The sequence below is a fragment of the Kitasatospora sp. NPDC094016 genome (genome assembly GCF_040304045.1).
GTDB lineage: Bacteria > Actinomycetota > Actinomycetes > Streptomycetales > Streptomycetaceae > Kitasatospora.
The window spans coordinates 23,424-40,001 of the sequence record NZ_JBEOUK010000013.1; the positions used below are offsets into that span (position 1 = coordinate 23,424).

General features: G+C 73.6%; 13 protein-coding genes. 4 read left to right on the plus strand and 9 right to left on the minus strand.

Annotated features, from left to right (window positions below):
* The first annotated feature begins 249 nt into the window (after positions 1–249).
* Positions 250–2,463 carry a hypothetical protein gene (locus ABT015_RS14895; protein ID WP_350879398.1) on the plus strand — a complete coding sequence of 738 codons (2,214 nt, stop codon included), beginning with the start codon at positions 250–252 and terminating at the stop codon, positions 2,461–2,463.
* Positions 2,464–2,494: 31 nt separating this feature from the next.
* Here the strand turns inward: ABT015_RS14895 and ABT015_RS14900 are convergent, their stop codons facing one another.
* From ABT015_RS14900 to ABT015_RS14910, 3 genes are all read right to left on the minus strand, one after another.
* Positions 2,495–3,541, minus strand: coding sequence for a TolB family protein (locus ABT015_RS14900; protein ID WP_350879399.1), 1,047 nt, complete (start codon positions 3,539–3,541; stop codon positions 2,495–2,497).
* 51 nt (positions 3,542–3,592) lie between these two features.
* Positions 3,593–4,270, minus strand: coding sequence for a hypothetical protein (locus tag ABT015_RS14905; protein ID WP_350879401.1), 678 nt, complete (start codon positions 4,268–4,270; stop codon positions 3,593–3,595).
* Between the two features lie 74 nt (positions 4,271–4,344).
* Entirely contained in the window at positions 4,345–4,989 is a 645-nt protein-coding gene (locus ABT015_RS14910) for a methyltransferase domain-containing protein (protein ID WP_350879403.1), read from the minus strand.
* Between the two features lie 285 nt (positions 4,990–5,274).
* Between ABT015_RS14910 and ABT015_RS14915 the strand changes: the two genes are divergently transcribed.
* The gene (locus ABT015_RS14915) at positions 5,275–7,626 is read left to right on the plus strand and encodes a glycosyl hydrolase family 18 protein (protein WP_350879404.1); all 2,352 of its coding nucleotides are present in this window, start codon (positions 5,275–5,277) and stop codon (positions 7,624–7,626) included.
* Between the two features lie 75 nt (positions 7,627–7,701).
* Here the strand turns inward: ABT015_RS14915 and ABT015_RS14920 are convergent, their stop codons facing one another.
* Positions 7,702–8,472: a bestrophin-like domain gene (locus ABT015_RS14920; protein ID WP_350879405.1), complete on the minus strand. Its 771-nt coding sequence runs from the start codon at positions 8,470–8,472 to the stop codon at positions 7,702–7,704.
* Between the two features lie 202 nt (positions 8,473–8,674).
* Here ABT015_RS14920 and ABT015_RS14925 point away from each other — a divergent pair, with 202 nt between their 5' ends.
* Positions 8,675–9,130, plus strand: coding sequence for a hypothetical protein (locus tag ABT015_RS14925; protein WP_350879406.1), 456 nt, complete (start codon positions 8,675–8,677; stop codon positions 9,128–9,130).
* Between the two features lie 646 nt (positions 9,131–9,776).
* Here the strand turns inward: ABT015_RS14925 and ABT015_RS14930 are convergent.
* From ABT015_RS14930 to ABT015_RS14945, 4 genes are all read right to left on the minus strand, one after another.
* Positions 9,777–11,186: a family 2B encapsulin nanocompartment shell protein gene (locus tag ABT015_RS14930; protein WP_350879407.1), complete on the minus strand. Its 1,410-nt coding sequence runs from the start codon at positions 11,184–11,186 to the stop codon at positions 9,777–9,779.
* A 525-nt stretch (positions 11,187–11,711) separates the two neighbouring features.
* Positions 11,712–12,224 carry a hypothetical protein gene (locus tag ABT015_RS14935; RefSeq protein ID WP_350879409.1) on the minus strand — a complete coding sequence of 171 codons (513 nt, stop codon included), beginning with the start codon at positions 12,222–12,224 and terminating at the stop codon, positions 11,712–11,714.
* A gap of 220 nt (positions 12,225–12,444) precedes the next feature.
* The gene (gene pdxR, locus ABT015_RS14940; protein ID WP_350879410.1) at positions 12,445–13,899 is read right to left on the minus strand and encodes a MocR-like pyridoxine biosynthesis transcription factor PdxR; all 1,455 of its coding nucleotides are present in this window, start codon (positions 13,897–13,899) and stop codon (positions 12,445–12,447) included.
* Between the two features lie 54 nt (positions 13,900–13,953).
* Positions 13,954–14,475, minus strand: coding sequence for a universal stress protein (locus ABT015_RS14945; RefSeq protein WP_350879412.1), 522 nt, complete (start codon positions 14,473–14,475; stop codon positions 13,954–13,956).
* Between the two features lie 474 nt (positions 14,476–14,949).
* Here ABT015_RS14945 and ABT015_RS14950 point away from each other — a divergent pair, with 474 nt between their 5' ends.
* Complete coding sequence (locus ABT015_RS14950; RefSeq protein WP_402452231.1) at positions 14,950–15,345, plus strand: transglycosylase family protein; 396 nt, start codon at positions 14,950–14,952, stop codon at positions 15,343–15,345.
* A gap of 138 nt (positions 15,346–15,483) precedes the next feature.
* On the opposite strand, the gene ABT015_RS14955 is transcribed toward ABT015_RS14950, so the two are convergent.
* Positions 15,484–16,425: a hypothetical protein gene (locus ABT015_RS14955; RefSeq protein ID WP_350879413.1), complete on the minus strand. Its 942-nt coding sequence runs from the start codon at positions 16,423–16,425 to the stop codon at positions 15,484–15,486.
* Positions 16,426–16,578 lie beyond the last annotated feature (153 nt).

Here is a 16,578-nt window from a genome sequence, read left to right on the forward strand (position 1 = left end):
CGGGGGCGGTCTGCACACTGTCAAGCGCCCCGGGGAGGAGCTTGCGCGGGGCGGCGCGCAATCCGGCTCGGCCAACCTGGCAACCGGCGATCCGACGTCTGGCGTAGCCGCGAACAGGGGCCGAACAGGCGGGCGGCTCGCGGTCTAGGGTCGGCTCGGAGGCGCCGCCGACCGGGAGAACCGCCTCCTCCGCACCGAGCGTTCCGCGCACGTTCCCGTGATCCGCCAACCCACACCGGGGGGACCACCATGTCCGAGCACGAAGGAACACCGCCCGCCACCGCCGCCACCACCTCGCGCCTCGGCCGCCGCCGCCTGCTGCGGGCCGGCCTGGGCACCGGCGGCGCGCTCGCCGCCGTCCGCCTGCTGCCCGGCGGCCAGGCCTGGGCCGCCGCCCCGGAATCCGCGCCCGCGCCCGTACCCGAGTCCGCGCCCGCACCCGCCCCCCTCCCGGGCGGCGGCGCCACGGCGCAGCCCTGGCCGGACTGGGCCCGGTTCGCCCGTGTCGGTGACGGCACCTTCAACGAGCCCGCCGACATGCAGAGCGCCGTCGACGCCCTCAAGGCGCAGAACGTCAGCGTCATCGAACTCGACACCCTGCTCTCCAACTGGCTCACCGACGCCGAGTTCGCGGCCCACATGGCCGAGGTGAAGACCTTCACCGCTCTGGCGCACGCCGCCGGCCTCAAGGTCGTCATGTACTACCCCTCCCTGGAGCTGATCTCCCCCGGCGGCGAGAAGGGCCGCTCGTTCTACAAGAACGACCAGGGCGGCGCCTGGGTGCAGCGCGACCTCGCCGGAAAGCCCAACGTGTTCTACGGCAGCGTGGTGGTCTGGGTCGACCCGGGCGACGAGAGCGTCTGGCTCAGCCCCAACTCGCCCTGGCGGGACTACTACCTCAAGCGGATCAAGGGCGTGGCCGCCACCGGCGTGGACGGCATCTGGCCGGACGTCCCGATCTACTTCGACGGCGTGCTCTCCTGGTGCGACGCCTCCACCTGGGGCGCGGCCGCCTTCAAGGCCGACACCGGCCTCGCCCTGCCCAAGGCCGCCGACTTCGCCGACCCGGTGTTCCGCCGCTACCTCGAATGGCGCCACCGCAACCTGCTCCAGTTCCAGCTCGACATCGCCGCCGCCGGGCGCGCGGTCAACCCCGACCTGGTCACCTTCGTCGAGACCGTCTCGATGGACTACCGCTACGCCACCTCGATCGGCCTGGACGGCGGCTACCTGCGCCAGGCCGACGGCGCCGTCAGCCAGGTCTGGGAGGTGGACATCCTCGGCAACTACGACGGCATGCGGCACGCCACCGCCTCCGACTGGGTCTGTCTCATCTCGATGTACAAGTACGCGCGCGGCGCCAGCGGCACCAAGCCCGCCTGGGCGTTCTCCTACGGTTGGCAGGCCGACGACGCCTCGCTGGTGATGTCCCAGCTGATCGCGGCCGGCTGCAACCCCTACGAGGTGAAGACGCCGTACAAGAACGACACCGTGGACGCGGCGATGCGCGCCCGGATGTACCGCTTCGTCCGGACCAACCAGGAGCGGCTCTACAACGCCGCCTCGACCGCCCAGGTCGGCGTCTACCACTCCAGCCCGTCCCGGGACTACGTCAGCCCGGGGGCGGGCATCGGGATGTACGTCAACGCGACCGCGCCGGCCGGGATCAGCGACTGGTGGGGCGGCGACGACCCGGAGCAGAGCTGCGCGTCCGTCCCCTGGCTTGGCGAGTTCCGGGGTGCGGTGAAGGCGCTGGTGTACGCGCACATCCCGTTCGACACGGTGCCCAGCCCCGGCCTGGCCGCCGCCGACCTGGCCCGGTTCAAGGTGCTGCTGCTGCCCGACCTCCAGGCGGTCTCGGACGCCGAGGCGGCTGTGCTGCGGGGCTTCGTCGCGGCCGGCGGGACGATCGTGATCACCGGCCCGGCGCCCACCGCGCTCGACGAACTGGGCGGCCAGCGATCCGAGTTCGCGCTCTCCGACGTGCTCGGACTGCGCCGGGGCAGCCCGCTGCCGGCCAGCAAGCAGAACGCCTACGGCAGCGGCACCTGCTGGTACGTGCGCGACCGGGCCGGGCTCAGCTACCTCACCAAGACCGACCAGGCCTCGGCCGACCAACTGCTCACCCCCGTCCGCCAGTCCGCACCGCCCGCCGTCACCCTGGCCGGGGACCGCCGGATCTTCCTGGACGCGCGGCGGCTCGGCAACGACACCGTCGTCCACCTGGTGAACTTCACCAACTTCGGCGACACCCCGGCGGCCTTCCGCACCACGCCCGCCAACTGCACGCTCTCCTACGCCCTCCCGGCCGGCGCCGCCGTCACGGCCGTCACCGTCGCCACCCCGGACGGCACCGACCCGACACCCAAGCCCGTCCCGTACACCGTCACGGGAGCGACGGTCAGCGTGCCGCTGACCGTCGTGCAGTACTCGGTGGTGACGGTGACCGTGACCGTCGGCTAGGCCCTGTCCGGCCGATCTTGCCGGACAGGGCCTAGAGCGCGGGCGCGGGGATGCGCCAGAGGGCGGCGGGGTTGGCCTCGCCGCCCGGGGCGGACTCGAAGGCGATCCACTTCCCGTCCGGGGACCAGCTCGGCGCGCCGTCGTACGAGCCGTCGTCGCCGGTCACCCGGACGGGGCGGCCGCCGTCGGCCGCGACCACGAAGACCTGGGCGTTCGGCAGGCCGCCGAGGTCGGAGGAGAACACCAGGTACCGACCGTCCGGGGACCAGGTGGGATCGGTGTGCTCGCCCGGCACGTCGGTGACCTGGCGCAAGCCGGTGCCGTCCGCGCCGACCGTCCACAGCGCCCAGTTCTCGGCGCCGGCGGCGCGCCGCTGGAAGACGATCCGGTCGCCCCGGGGCGACCAGTTCGGCTGCCGGTTGTCGGTGCCGGTGCCCTTGCCGTCGACCAGCCGGAGGGGGGCGCCACCGTCGCGGCGGACCTTCCAGAGCGAGTCCTGTTCGGCGTCGTCGCCGTGCACGGCGGCGTGTTCCGGCTCCCAGCTCTCCTGGAAGACGATCCACACGCCGTCCGGGGAGAAGCTCGGCTCGCTGTAGCCGCTGTTGTCCTCGTGCCGGGTGACCCGCTCGGGGCTGCCGCCGGGCGTCATCAGCCAGACCTCGTCGTGGCCTGACTCCCGGTCGGTGGCGAAGGTGAAGGCACCGGTGGCGGCGTTCCAGCTGGTGCCCGGGAGGTTGACGGCGGCCTTGTCGGGATCCTCCAGGACCTTCTGCGGCGTGCGGGCGCCGTCCAGCGGCAGCACACCGAGGGCGGCGGCGCCCTTGTTGTAGCCCTCGCTGAACTCGGTGAGCAGCACCGAGCGGCCGTCCGGGGCGAAGGCGGGGTTCTGGGCGCTGCGACCGCCCTCGGCCCGGTAGAGCAGTTCGGCGCCGTCGGCCCTGCGCTCGCCCCCGGTCGGCGGCGCGCCGCTGCCCCGGGTCGGCCGGGGCTGCGGCCCGCCCTCGGAGCCGGATTCGGCGCAGCCGGACAGCAGCAGCACCGCGACGGCCGCGGCGGTGAAGAACGTGCGAGTCCTCATGACTCACAAGCTAGTTGACGCTTCGTCATATCGCGTACGCCCGCAGGCGGATCAGGCGTCGCCGTCCAGCAGGTGCTGGCGGACCTCCTGGAAGGTCCAGGCCCCGCCGGCCGGGCGGGCGAACACCCAGACCAGGTCGAAGCGGTCCGGCCAGGTGGCGGGCGCGCCGCTGCCGGCGGCGCCGAGCGCCTCGACGATCCGCGGGATCCGCGAGTGCTCCCAGCAGATCAGCACCGGCTGGGGCCCCGCCAGGGCGGCGCCGGCCAGCGCCGTCTCCTGGGACTCGGCGTACCCGGTGTCGACGGTCAGCCCGAGCTTGGCGGCGAGCGGGGTGACGGTCTGCCGCATCCGGTGCGCCCCCGCCAGTGGACCCTGGTCGGCGGCGGCGAGGATCCGGGCGGGGGTGCGCAGGCCGGGGGCGGGCGGGGCGAACAGGGTGGGCAGCGCCCGGGCGCGGGACCAGCCGCGCTCGGTCAGGGACTTGCCGTCGTGCCCACCGTTCTCGTCCAGTCCCGGGTGGCTGCCGTCCGGCTTCTCGCCGTGCCGGATGATCATCACCAGGGCCTCGCCACCCGCGTCGCTCGCCCTGGCCGCGGCGGCCTCCTTGCCCGCCTTCCTACCGGCCTTGCCGGAGGAGGCCGAGCAGCCCGCCAGCAGCACCGGAGCGGCGATCGCCAGGCCGGTGAGCAGGGTGCGCCGGGCCGGCCGCGCCGCCACTCGGCGCTCCATCACCCGGTGCTCCATCACTCGGCCCCCGATCACCTGGTCCCCCGTCACTCGCTGTCCCGTCACTCGCCGCCCCGTCACTCGGCACCCCGCTCCAGGCGCACCAGCGCGTCGACCGCGACGCCGTCACCCTCACCCTTGTGCCCGGGCTCCGGGCCGACCGTCCGGTGCACCCGTTCGGCCCGGACGGTGCGCAGGCCGCGGTCCGCGAGGTCGGCGAGGACGTCCTCCGGGGTGAACAGCACGGCCGGGTCCTGCGGGCCGCCGACGCCCTCGGTGAGGTTGCTCAGGTCGTGCCCGACCACCAGCAGGGTCCCGCCGGGAGCGAGCGCGGCGGCGCGGCGCAGCGCGGCCCGCCGGTCCTGGGCGGGGACCTGGAGGTAGGCGACCAGGATCAGGTCGTAGCCGGCGGCGGGGGCCTCGAAGGTGCGGGCGTCGCCGTGGCGCCAGGTGAGCCGGTCGGCGACCTCGTCGGGCAGGTCGGCGGTGAGCCGCTCGGCACGTTCCAGGGCGACGGCGGAGTAGTCCAGCCCGGTGACCTCCCAGCCCCGGCCGGCCAGCCAGATGGCGTTGCGGCCTTCGCCGGCGGCCAGGTCGAGGGCGTGGCCGGGGGTGTGGGCCGGGGTGAGGCCGGCCAGTTCGCGGACCACCCAGCGGTTGGGCTCCGCGCCCCACACCAGCTCGGTCGCGGCGTAGCGGTCGTCCCAGTCCTGGCTGTCCATCGCGAGTCCTCCGTTCGGCGGGCCTGCTCCGCAGCGGTCAACCTACCGGGCCCGGGCGTCGGCGGCCCGGAACGGTCCAGCGGGCGGACACCCTTGACGGCGAATATTGGTCCAGTCCAATCTGTGATGTCGTGACGCGAGCGGGTCAGCCGGCCCGCCGCGCCCGCCGTCCGTACGTCGGCACGCTCCACCTGTCCGCGCGCCCCCACAGCGCCCGGGCGGCTCCCCCGGCCCACCCCGGGCCACGCACCGCCGGAACCCCCACACATCCGGAGGACACACCGCATGCACGACCGCGTCATGCCCGCACGGCCCACCCAGGCCGCCGGGCGCCGGACCGCTCCGCGCAGACGGGCCCTGGCCCTGGCCCTCGGCGCCACGCTCAGCACCAGCGGCGCCGCTCTCGCCCTGACCCTCAGCCCCGCCTCGGCCGCCCCGGTGAACCTGCTGGCCAACGGCGACTTCGAGGCCGGCACCCTGGCCGGCTGGACCTGCGCCAACGGCTCCGTCGTCACCACTCCGGTACACGGCGGGAGTTACGCGCTCAGCGGCGCGGCCTCGGCCTCCGACACCGCGCAGTGCCAGCAGACCGTCACCGTCCAGCCGAACACCACGTACACCCTGTCCGGCTTCGTCCAGGGCAGCTATGTCTACCTCGGCGCCACCGGGACGGGCGTCAACTCCTCGGTGTGGACACCCGGCGGCACCGGCTGGAACCAGCTGAGCACCACCTTCACCACCGGCGCCACCACCACCTCGGTGACGGTCTTCACCCACGGCTGGTACGGCACCGGCGCCTACTACGCCGACGACCTCAGCCTGACCGGCCCGGCCGGGCCCACCTCCACCGGCAGCCCGACGGCCACCGGAAGCCCGACGGCCTCCACCAGCCCCACCGCGTCCGGCAGCCCCACCACCTCGACAAGCCCCACCGCGAGCGGCAGTCCGACGGCCACCGGCAGCCCCACCACCAGCCCCACCGCGTCCGGCAGCCCGACCGCGACGGCCACCGCCAGCGGCCCGGCCGGGGACGGCAAGGTCACCACGCCCACCGGCGTCGGCGTCAGCAAGGTCACCGCGGGCGCCGTGGTGCTCACCTGGCAGCCCTCCACCCTGACCACCGGCGACGGCCCGATCGCCTACAAGGTGTGGTCCAACGGCCAGCTGGTCGCCACCTCGATGGGCACCTCCGTCGCCGTCAGCTCACTGCTGCCCGGCAAGGCGTACACCTTCAGCGTCCAGGGCTACTCCGGCTCCCACGCCTCGGCCCAGTCCGCCGCGGTGAGCACCACGACGGCCGCCGCCCCCGCGCAACAGCCCGTCCGCTCGGCCTACTTCGACCAGTGGGGCGTCTACGAGAACGCGTACTACCCGAAGAACGTCGACACCAGCGGCGCCGCGGGCAAGCTGGACGTCATCCACTACGCGTTCGCCAACATCGACCCCACCAAGCTCACCTGCTTCCAGGCGGTGAAGGCCTCCGACTCGACCAACGAGAACAACCCCAACGCCGGTGACGGCGCGGGCGACGCCTATGCCGACTACCAGTCCGACTACAACTCCGGCACCAGCGTGGACGGCAGCAGCGACACCTGGGAGCAGCCGCTCAAGGGCAACTTCAACCAGCTGCGCCAGCTCAAGGCCAAGTACCCGAACCTGCGGTTCACCATCTCGATCGGCGGCTGGACGTACTCCAAGTACTTCTCCGACGCGGCCGCCACCGACGCTTCCCGGAAGACCTTCGTCTCCTCCTGCGTCGACATGTTCCTCAAGGGGAACCTGCCGACCGGCGTCGCGGGCGACGCCTCCGGCGGCGCGGCCACGGCGGCCGGCATCTTCGACGGCGTCGACCTCGACTGGGAGTACCCGGGCTCGGCCGGCGGCCACACCGGCAACCACTACTCCCCCGCCGACAAGCAGAACTTCACCCTCCTGCTCAAGGAGTTCCGCACCCAGCTGGACGCGCTCGGCTCCGCCCAGGGCAAGCGCTACCTGCTGTCCGCCGCCCTGCCCAGCGGCCAGGACAAGATCGCCCAGCTGGAGACCGACAAGATCGGCAACTACCTCGACTACGCCGACGTCATGTCCTACGACATGCACGGCGCCTGGGACGCCAAGGGCCCGACCAACCACCAGGACCCGCTGCACGACAGCCCGGCCGACCCGACCACGCCGATCACCCCCGGCACCCGCAAGTACAACGTGGACACCATGCTCGCCGCGTACACCACCGGCCTGCCCGAGTACGGCATCCCCGGCGGCTTCCCGGCCAACAAGCTGGTGCTCGGCATCCCGTTCTACTGGCGCGGCTGGACGGGCGTCCCGGCCGGCTCCAACTACGGCCTGTACCAGAGCGCGACCGGCCCGACGGCCGCCAAACCGCTGAGCCAGGAGGCCGGACTGGCCGCCTGGAAGGAGCTCAACCCGACCGCCGCCACCACCCACTGGGACCCGGTCACCGAGAGCAGCTGGGTCTACGACGGCACCAACTTCTGGACCGGCGACACCCCGCAGGCCATCCAGGCGCGCGGGGCCTACACCAAGAGCAAGGGCCTGGGCGGCCTGTTCGCCTTCTCCCTGGAGAACGACGACGCCTCCGGCACGCTGCTCAACTCCATGGACGGCAGCCTGCGCTGACGTCCGGCACGCCGGTGGGCCCGCGCGCAGATCCGCGCGGGCCCACCGGCTTCGGCGAGGTTCGGCGGGCCCTGCTCAGCCCTTGAGCCCGAGGGAGGGGAACAGGTCGACGAACGGCTGGGTCGTCACCGAGACGCTCCGGCCGAACGGATCGTCGAAGTCCCAGATCATGAACAGCAGGAACGCGATCAGCGCGCTGAAGCAGCCCGCCAGGATCAACTCCCTCGGCGTGCGCCGGATCTGGAGCGCGAACAGCATGCCGACGGTCACCACGGCACCGGTGATCAGGCCGAACCAGACGACCCCGGGCATGGTCGGCCCGGCGTTCTGCCCGCGCGAGTTGCGGGCGTCGTCGGCCTGGCTGATCCGGTCCATGATCGGCTGGTAGGACTGCGACTCCAGCTCGGAGGCCGGCGGCCGGGTGGCGACGTCCACCCGCAGCTTGTCCAGCAGTTCGGTGCCCTTGTCGGAGATCTCGCCGTTCTTGCGCATGTAGTCCCACTCGACCTTCACCACGTACGAGACGTAGGCGTCCACGTCGGCCCGGACCTGGTCGCGGAACTCGGCCGGGTAGACCACCGCCCGGTCGCTCACCTCCTGCAACGACTGCGCCTCCCGGAACAGGTCGTCCTGGGCGGCGCCGCGCGCCTCCCAGACCCCCGCGAGGGCGAGACCGAGGACGATCGCGTAGACCACGCCGATCATCATCGTGATGTAGTCGATGACGTCCGGGGTCTCGTCGACGTTCTTCTCGGTGCCCACCCGGCGGTGCCGCAGCACCACCACCGCCACCACGACGGCACAGGCCGCCGCCATCGCGACGGCCAGCGCCAACCATTCGGACATGGGAACTCCCTTCTCTGGCTCGGCTTGTGACGGAACAAAGGGTCGAGGCCGGCCCCGGGCCGGGCAGGTCGGGCTCCAGGGCCGGACCGGGGGCCGGGGCGGGCCACCTCGGCGGGGCGGTCAGGACCGCCCGGAACGGCCGCGGCCGCGGCCGCGTCCACGGCCCGGGCGCAGGGCCGCCGCCGCCAGGATGGCGGGCACGGTGACCAGCAGCATGGTGGTCGTCGCCGGGGCGTTGTGGTGGTGCTGCAGCGGGGCCGGCGGCTGCGCCGCCCGCACGTGGTACACGGGTTGCGCCGCCGGGGTCGGCCACGGCGGGCTCGGGCGCACCGGGCTCGGCGCGTCCGGACTGGGAGCCGCCGGGGCCGGTGCCGGGGGAGCCGCCGGGGCCGGCGCCGGAGGCGCGGGCGGGTTCGGCGCGGGCGGCGGAGGGGGCGCGGGTGCCGCCGGCGGAGGGGTGGGCCCGGGTGTCCTGCTGGGAACCGGCGTTGTCGGCGCGGGGGTCGGCGACTGCGTGGGGACGGGTGTCGGAGCCGGACTGGGCTTCGACGTCGGTGAGGGCGTCGGCGTGGCGCTCGGCGACGGGTCCGCCGTCGGGCTGGGCGTGTGGGTGGGGCTCGGCGTCGGCGTGGGGCTCGGGCAGGGGTACGGGTGGTGATGGTGGTGGTGCCACCAGCCCCCGTGCCACCAGTCCCCGTCGTGGTCCCCGTCGTGGTCCCGGTCGTCTCCCCCGCCATGGCCCCCGTGCCCGCCGCACGGGTGGTGCCAGCGCGGGAGCTCGGGGCCCTCGGCCTTCGGGGCGACGGTGACGCCGACCTGGACGTCCACGTCGACCCCGACGCTCACGCCCCCGCCCGGCCCGACCTGCACCGACACGTCCGTCCCGGTGCAGACGCAGGAGTCGACGGCCGTACCGTGCCGCTGCTCCCCGCCGCCGTGGCGTCCGGCGCCGGCCGCCGAGGCGCCGCCGACCAGGGCGAACATCGCGACCACGCCGACCGCGGCGCCGATCAGCCTGGTCCGCCGACCGGAGGCCGCACCCCCACCGCCGTCCAGCGATATCCGTCGGGACTGCCGGCGCTGCGGCATGGGCTCCACTCACCTCTCGGGTCGCCGGGGACGGGATCAGAACAGGGCGATCCGCCCGGCCCGCACGGAGAACGCGGACAGGCGCGATCGGACATGATCAGACGTGATGGGGCACGATCAGGCGGACGGCCCGCCTTCGGGGGCGGGCCGTCCGTCATCAGGTCAAACGATCTTCGAGTCGGCCGGTTACGGCCCGGCCCCGCTGTCGGCCGTCCTCAGTGGCGGCGGTGCGCGATCTCGACGTTCTCCAGGACGCCGACCGCGTCCGGCACCAGGATCGCGGCCGAGTAGTAGGCGCTGACCAGGTAGGAGATGATCGCCTTCTCGTCGATGCCCATGAAGCGGACCGACAGCGACGGCTGGTACTCGTCCGGGATGCCGTTCTGGTGCAGGCCGATGACGCCCTGGTTGTCCTCACCGGTACGGATCACCAGGATGGAGCTGGTGTTCTCCTTGGTGATCGGGATCTTGTTGCACGGCAGGATCGGCACCCCGCGCCAGGCCGGCACCTGCTGCCCGCCGAGGTCGACGTGGTGGGGGTACAGGCCGCGGGCGTTGAACTCGCGGCCGATCGCGGCGATCGTCTTCGGGTGGGCGAGCAGGTAGTCGGGGTCGCGGCGGCGGTTGAGCAGCTCGTCCAGGTCGTCCGGGGTGGGCGGGCCGGAGTGGGTCTGGATCCGCTGGTCGAAGTCGGCGTTGTTGAGCAGGCCGAACTCCGGGTTGTTGACCAGCTCGTGTTCCTGGCGCTCGCGCAGCGCCTCGATGGTCAGCCGGAGCTGGTGCTCGATCTGGTTCATCGGCTCGTTGTACAGGTCGGCGACGCGGGTGTGGACCTTGAGGATGGTCTGCGCGACGCTCAGCTCGTACTCACGGGGCTTGAGCTCGTAGTCCACGAAGGCGCCGGGCAGCTCGAACTCGCCGTGGTGGCCGGCCGACATGGCGATCTCGGCCTCGCCGCGCTCGTTCTGGGCCTGCTGCGGCAGGGCCAGGAACCCGAGCAGGTGCTCCTGGAGGCTCGGCGAGTTGTCCCGGATGGCGGCGAAGTCGCGGCGGGTCAGCGTGAGCGCGACGCCGGCGGTGGCGGTCGTGGCGGTGAACTCCCAGACGGCGTCCGGGTTCAGCAGGGCGTCGTCGCCGAAGCGGTCGCCGTCGCCGGCCACGCCGACCACGGTGTCGTCGCCGTACTTGCCCGTGCCGATCTTGTTGACCTTGCCGTGCGCGATCAGGAAGATCCGGTCGGCGGCCCCGCCCTGGGTGGTGAGCACCTCGCCGGGGCCGAAGTCGCGCTGCTCGCAGCGGTCGGCGAGGGCGGTCAGCACCTCCTCGTCCTCGAAGCCGCGCAGCAGGGCGAGCTCGCCCAGCTCGGCGGGGATCACCCGGACCTGGGAACCGGTCTTGATGAACTCGACCACACCGTTGCCGACGGTGTAGGTGAGCCGTCGGTTGACACGGTAGGCGCCACCGGCGGCCTGTACCCAGGGAAGCACCTTGAGCAGCCAGCGGGAGGTGATCTCCTGCATCTGCGGTGCGGACTTGGTCGTGGTGGCAAGGTTGCGGGCAGCGGCCGTCGTGAGGCTGGACTGCTGCGGGACCTGCGCTGTCTCCGGGCTCGTGTCCACGGGCATCGGCAGGGTTCTCCATTCATCTGGTCGGATCACGCGGTCAGGGTGGGACGGCGACTAGGTCACCCCTGTCCACCTCGACTGATGCCATGATGGATCATCAGATACGCGCATCGATGGGTGTGTTGGCGATTCATCGCGATCACGGCCACCGTCTCCCGGCGGCCCATCGGGAACCCTAGATCACCATCGCCCGACCGAGCCCGCGCGGAGGCCGACTACCCCCCGATAGGGTGAATCTGAAGCAGTCCCATTCCGCTCGGGCCCCGGGTCGCGAGAACATCCGTTCCCCGTCGCGGATCCCGCGCGACCGACGCCCCGCCCGCGCGTGGACAGCGGGCAGTAGGCAGCGGACAGGCGGCGTACCTCCCGTACGACATCGGCGGGAGCGGACCGCCGCCGGGATCCGGGCACGCGAACGGCCCGTCAGGTGCCGGGACGGGGGCGGCCGGCACCTGACGGGGGATCGGGGATGCGCAGTGGGGGTGCGACGGGGAAACGGCGAGGGAGCGCCGGTCGGGCGATGCGTCAGGCGCAGGCGATCTGACTGCCGGGGATGCCGACGATGCCGGAGTTCTTGGCCTCGCCCCCCTTGTACTCGTAGTACAGGTAGGAGTAGAAGTCGATCCTGGTCGCCGCGCCACAGGTCGAGTCCGGCGCCACGGTGTAGGTGACCGTGAAGCTGCTCGTGGCACCGGGGGCGAGCGGCACGTTGTACCGGGCGATCCCGCCGTGGACGTTGTCACTGCAGCCGTTGGTCTGGGTGCCGCAGGCCGTGGCGGTGAACTTGAGGCCGTTCTCCAGACTGGTCTGGTAGGTCGGCTGAACGCTCTGGTACACGAACTGGATCGGCGTGTCGTACGGGTTGCTGAGCGTCAGGGTCAGGGTGAACTCGCCGCCCCGGACGGTCGTTTGCCGGTCGGAGACGGCCGTGAACGGCAACGGGGTGTCGGCCTGGGCGGGTGTGGCGGAGAGGAGCAGACCGACGGCGAGGGCCGGGCACGCGGCGAGGGCGACACGGCTCGAATGTGTTCTGCGCATGACCAAGGAGCGTAGGGCTCGGTACCGGTTCCGTTGCCCCGCTCCGCCCCGGTCCGTACCGACGCACGAGTCGGGGGCGGACACCGCGGACCACCCCGGCCGCGTTCCGCCCCCACTCCCCCGCCCGGGGCCCTATGCTTCGCCCGCCGCTCCGGCCGGCCGGCCGGCGCCGGTCGCCCGGCGGTTCGGTGCCGGTCCGGACGCCCCGGGCCCGGCCGGTTCAGGCGGGCGGCGGCAGGATGTCGCAGAGCGCGGCGAGCGCCGCCGGGTAGGCGTGGTCGGGCGGCGTGGCGTAGCCCACGACCAGGCCGTCCATGGCCGGCATGGCCTCCGGGCCGATCCCCGGGTACCGGAAGTCGGCGAGCCCGTCCAGGCCCAGGCCCCGGCGGGCGGCGGCCTGGAGCACCGCGCGCTCGGTGCCGGGCTCCAACCGCAGGACGGCGTGCAGGCCGGCCGCGACGCCGGAGACCCCGACGTGCGGGGCGCTCGCCGCCAGCGCGGCCACCAGCTGGTCCCGGCGCTCCCGGTAGCGGCGGCGCATCCGCCGCACGTGCCGGTCGTAGCCGCCGGAGTCGATCAGCTCGGCGAGGGTCAGCTGGTCCAACGCGCTGGCCCAGCCTTCGCGTTCACCCTTGGCGGCGAGCACCCGGTCGACCAGGTGGTCCGGCAGCACCATCCAGCCGAGCCGCAGCGCCGGTGACAGGCTCTTGCTGACCGAGCCGAGGTAGACCACCCGCTCGGGGTCGAGCCCCTGGACGGCACCGACCGGCTGGCGGTCGTAGCGGAACTCGCCGTCGTAGTCGTCCTCCAGCAGCAGGCCGCCGCGCCCGCGCGCCCAGTCGACCACGGCGGCGCGGCGGCCGGCGTGCAGCGGTCCGCCGGTCGGGAACTGGTGGGCGGGGGTGAGCAGCGCCGTCCGGACGTCCTGACGGCGCGCCAACCCGCCGAGCCGGGCGCCGTGTTCGTCGACCGGAAGGGGCACGGTGGCGACCCCGGCGGCGGCCAGCAGCCCGCGGTGGAATCCCAGCCCGTACGCCTCGACGGCCAGCGGCCCGGTCGACTCGGGCGGCAGGGCGGGCGCCCCGCCGGCGAACAGCAGCCGCAGCGCGTGGGCGAAACCCGAGCAGACCACGATCCGGTCCGGGTCGGTGCGCACCCCGCGGACGCGGGCCAGGTAGTCGGCGAGGACGGTGCGCAGTTCGCGCCGGCCCTGCGGATCGCCGGGCCCGAAGGCCTCGTTGGGCGCCGCGGTCAGGGCCCGGCGGGCGGCGGCCAGCCAGGCGGTGCGCGGGAAGGACGCGGCGTCCGGCTGGCCCTGGCGCAGGTCGTGGACGGGCCCCGGCCGCAGGGAGGGTCGAGGGGACGGGCTCGGCGGGACGGGCTCGGCGCGCTCGGCGACGGCGGTGCCGGAGCCCTGACGGGCGGTCAGCCAGCCTTCCGCGACGAGTTCGGCGTACGCCTCGGCGGCGGTGTTGCGGGCCAGCCCGAGGTCGGCGGCGAGCGCGCGGTACGGCGGCAGTCGGGTGCCGGGTGCGAGCCGGCCGCTGCGGATCGCCTCGCGCAGGGCCGCCATCAGCGCGGCACGGCGGCCCCCGACGGCGGGGAGGTCGAGGTGCAGGTCGCTGCCGGTCGGGTGGGCGGGCCCGGTGGGGTGCGCGCCCGGCGTTTCCGTCATGGTCACGCACCCTACCCGCCGCCGCCGGGCCGCCCGCCGGGCGGCCCGGCCGCGCTACGGCACCACGGTGACCGGCCAGCGGCCCGCCTTCACCAGGCGGACGGCGACCGAGCCGATCACCCGGTGCCCGGCCTGCTCGGAGGCGCCGACCACGACGGCGTCGGCGCGCAGTTCGTCCGCGAGCTTGGCCAGCCCCGTATAGGGGTCGCCGCGCATGGTGAGGAAGCGCCATTCCACTCGCCACACCTCCTTCACGTGGTGCTCGGCCTCGCGCAGGGCGGCCAGCAGCTCGTCGGCGATCTCCTGGGTGGTCTCCTCCACCGCGGCGCCGGCCAGCGCGGTGGCCGCGCCCAGGATCGGCTGGACGTACGCGACCGCGAGGGTGGCGCCCTGGCGGCGGGCGAGCCCGGCGGCGTAGGCGGTGGCGCGCCAGGAGGAGTCGGAGCCGTCCAGCCCCGCCAGGATCACCTTGGGCCCGTCCGTCCCCAGTTCGAAGCCCGCGGGGGCCGCCGCCGTCCCGGGCTCCCCGGCGCCGCCGACGGCCTCCACGTCCTCTGCATCGCTCTCGTTGCTCATGGCCCCGAGGCTATGCCCGCCACCGTGCGTGAGCGGAGGGGGGCCTCCCGGTGAGCGTTGTGGTGCGGGCCACCCGGGGCGCCGGACGGTGCGGCGATTTCGCCACCGGGGGCTCGCGGGGCGTCACGCGCTGTCGACGATGTGCGCGGGCTCACACGGCGTTCGGCGTGACGCAGGCCACTTCGCCGGGTGGTTTGATCTTGCAAATGGTGGCAAATCGGGCCAAATCATGTCATTTCCTTGATCCTTACGCCCGGTAACAGCCCCCTGACGTGCCTAAACCTCCAAATCCTTGAAACCGCCTCAATCGCCCCCGTACCTTCGAATCCGTTGCACCAAGCACTCCGCTCCGGTCGGCTTCACCGCCCCGGAACCGGAACGGTGCCGGACCACGCGAGTGACGTGTCCCCCGAAACCAACGGCCTTCCGAGGGCCTGGTTCCGCGCGCTCGCAGCCTCCTCCGAAAGGACCCGCATGACCTTCCGTAACGAGACTGCCGCTGCCACCACCACCGCCACCCCGAAGCGCCGCAACCGCGTCCGGATGGCTCTGATGGCCGGGGCGATCACCGCCCTGCCGGTCGCCGGCCTCGTCACGGCCACCAGCGCCTCCGCCGCGCCGGCCACCGTCTGGGACAAGGTCGCCTCCTGCGAGGCCACCGGCAACTGGGCCGTCAACTCCGGCAACGGCTTCTTCGGCGGCCTGCAGTTCACCTCCAGCACCTGGGCCGCCTTCGGTGGCACCGCGTACGCCCCGCAGGCCCACCAGGCCACCAAGGAGCAGCAGATCGCCATCGGCGAGAAGGTCCTCGCCTCGCAGGGCCCCGGCGCCTGGCCGATCTGCTCCGTCAAGGCCGGTCTGGGCAAGTAGTCCCACCCCCCCCCGGCCCGCCTGTCCCGGGCCCCCGACGCCGCCGCACCCTCCCCGGGTGCGGCGGCGTCGTCGCGTTCCCGCCCGCTGCGGCCGACCGCACGCGCCGGTCCGCGGACGGCGGTCGAGCGAGCCGGGCTACCGGACCGGGGCCCGTTCCGGACCGCCGCCGGGCGGGCCGCCGGCCGCCACCGTCACCGAGAAGTCGGTGTGCCAGTCGGGCGAGGGGCAGTCCTCCCGCCCGGCCACGTCCAGCGTCCCGCCGGGCAGCACCTGGCCGGCGGTCGTCGCCGGATCGATCACCACGGCCGGGTCGATGAAGATCGCGTCGTGGTAGCGCGGCCCGACCCCGTAGTGACAGGTCAGGGTCCGCGGCCCGGTGGCCGTGCAGCCGGACGGCGTCGGGCTGGTCAGTGTGGTGTGCTCCGGCACGGTGATCCGCACGTCGATCGGGTGGGTCGAGTACGACGGACCCGCGTTGTACACCCACAGCGGCAGGTCAATGGTGGCCCCGGGTGCGCCGGTGAGGTCGCCCGGCTGCGGCACCGGGTGCCCGGCCTGCCAGGCGGAGGAGGCGCCGACCATGAAGTGGGCCTGGGTGTCGGCGGTGGTGAAGCTGTACGGCGTGGTGTGGCCGGACTGGTCCGGGTCGCCCGGGTAGAAGGCCTGCACGTCACCGCTGATCGTGGTGAACGGAGAGGTGATCGGCGCCACGTACAGCGACAGCCGCTCCACGGACGTGGCCCCCGGCGCCAGGCCGGCCGGGACGGCGTAGGAGCTGCCCGTCCCGAAGTACGTCAGCTCCACCGGCGGGTCGGCCGACTTCACCACGCCCGGCGGGGGCAGATGCACGACCACCAGGGTCGGATCGGTGGTCGCCGCCGGGCCCTGGTTGGTGACGCGCACCTCCAGGATCCCGCTCTCGCCCGGGACCACCGGGCCCCGGGGCGGGCAGAGTTCGACGGACAGCCGCGCGGTCGCCGACCGCTCCGCGCGCGGGGCGGCGACGGCCTGGACCGGCCAGGCCATGAGGACTGCGGAGAGCGCGGCCAGGGCGGCCGCACGCAGGGTTCGTATCATGACCATCACGCTCCCCCCATCCGACACGCAGGGCAACCGGATGACTGCCGTCCGTAGCGCGACCGGCGGCGCCGTTCCGCTCCGGCACGAGCCACCCCGGGGGCCCGAGCGAGTACCGAGGTGGCGACGTTCCGGCCGCGAGCCGGTCACGAA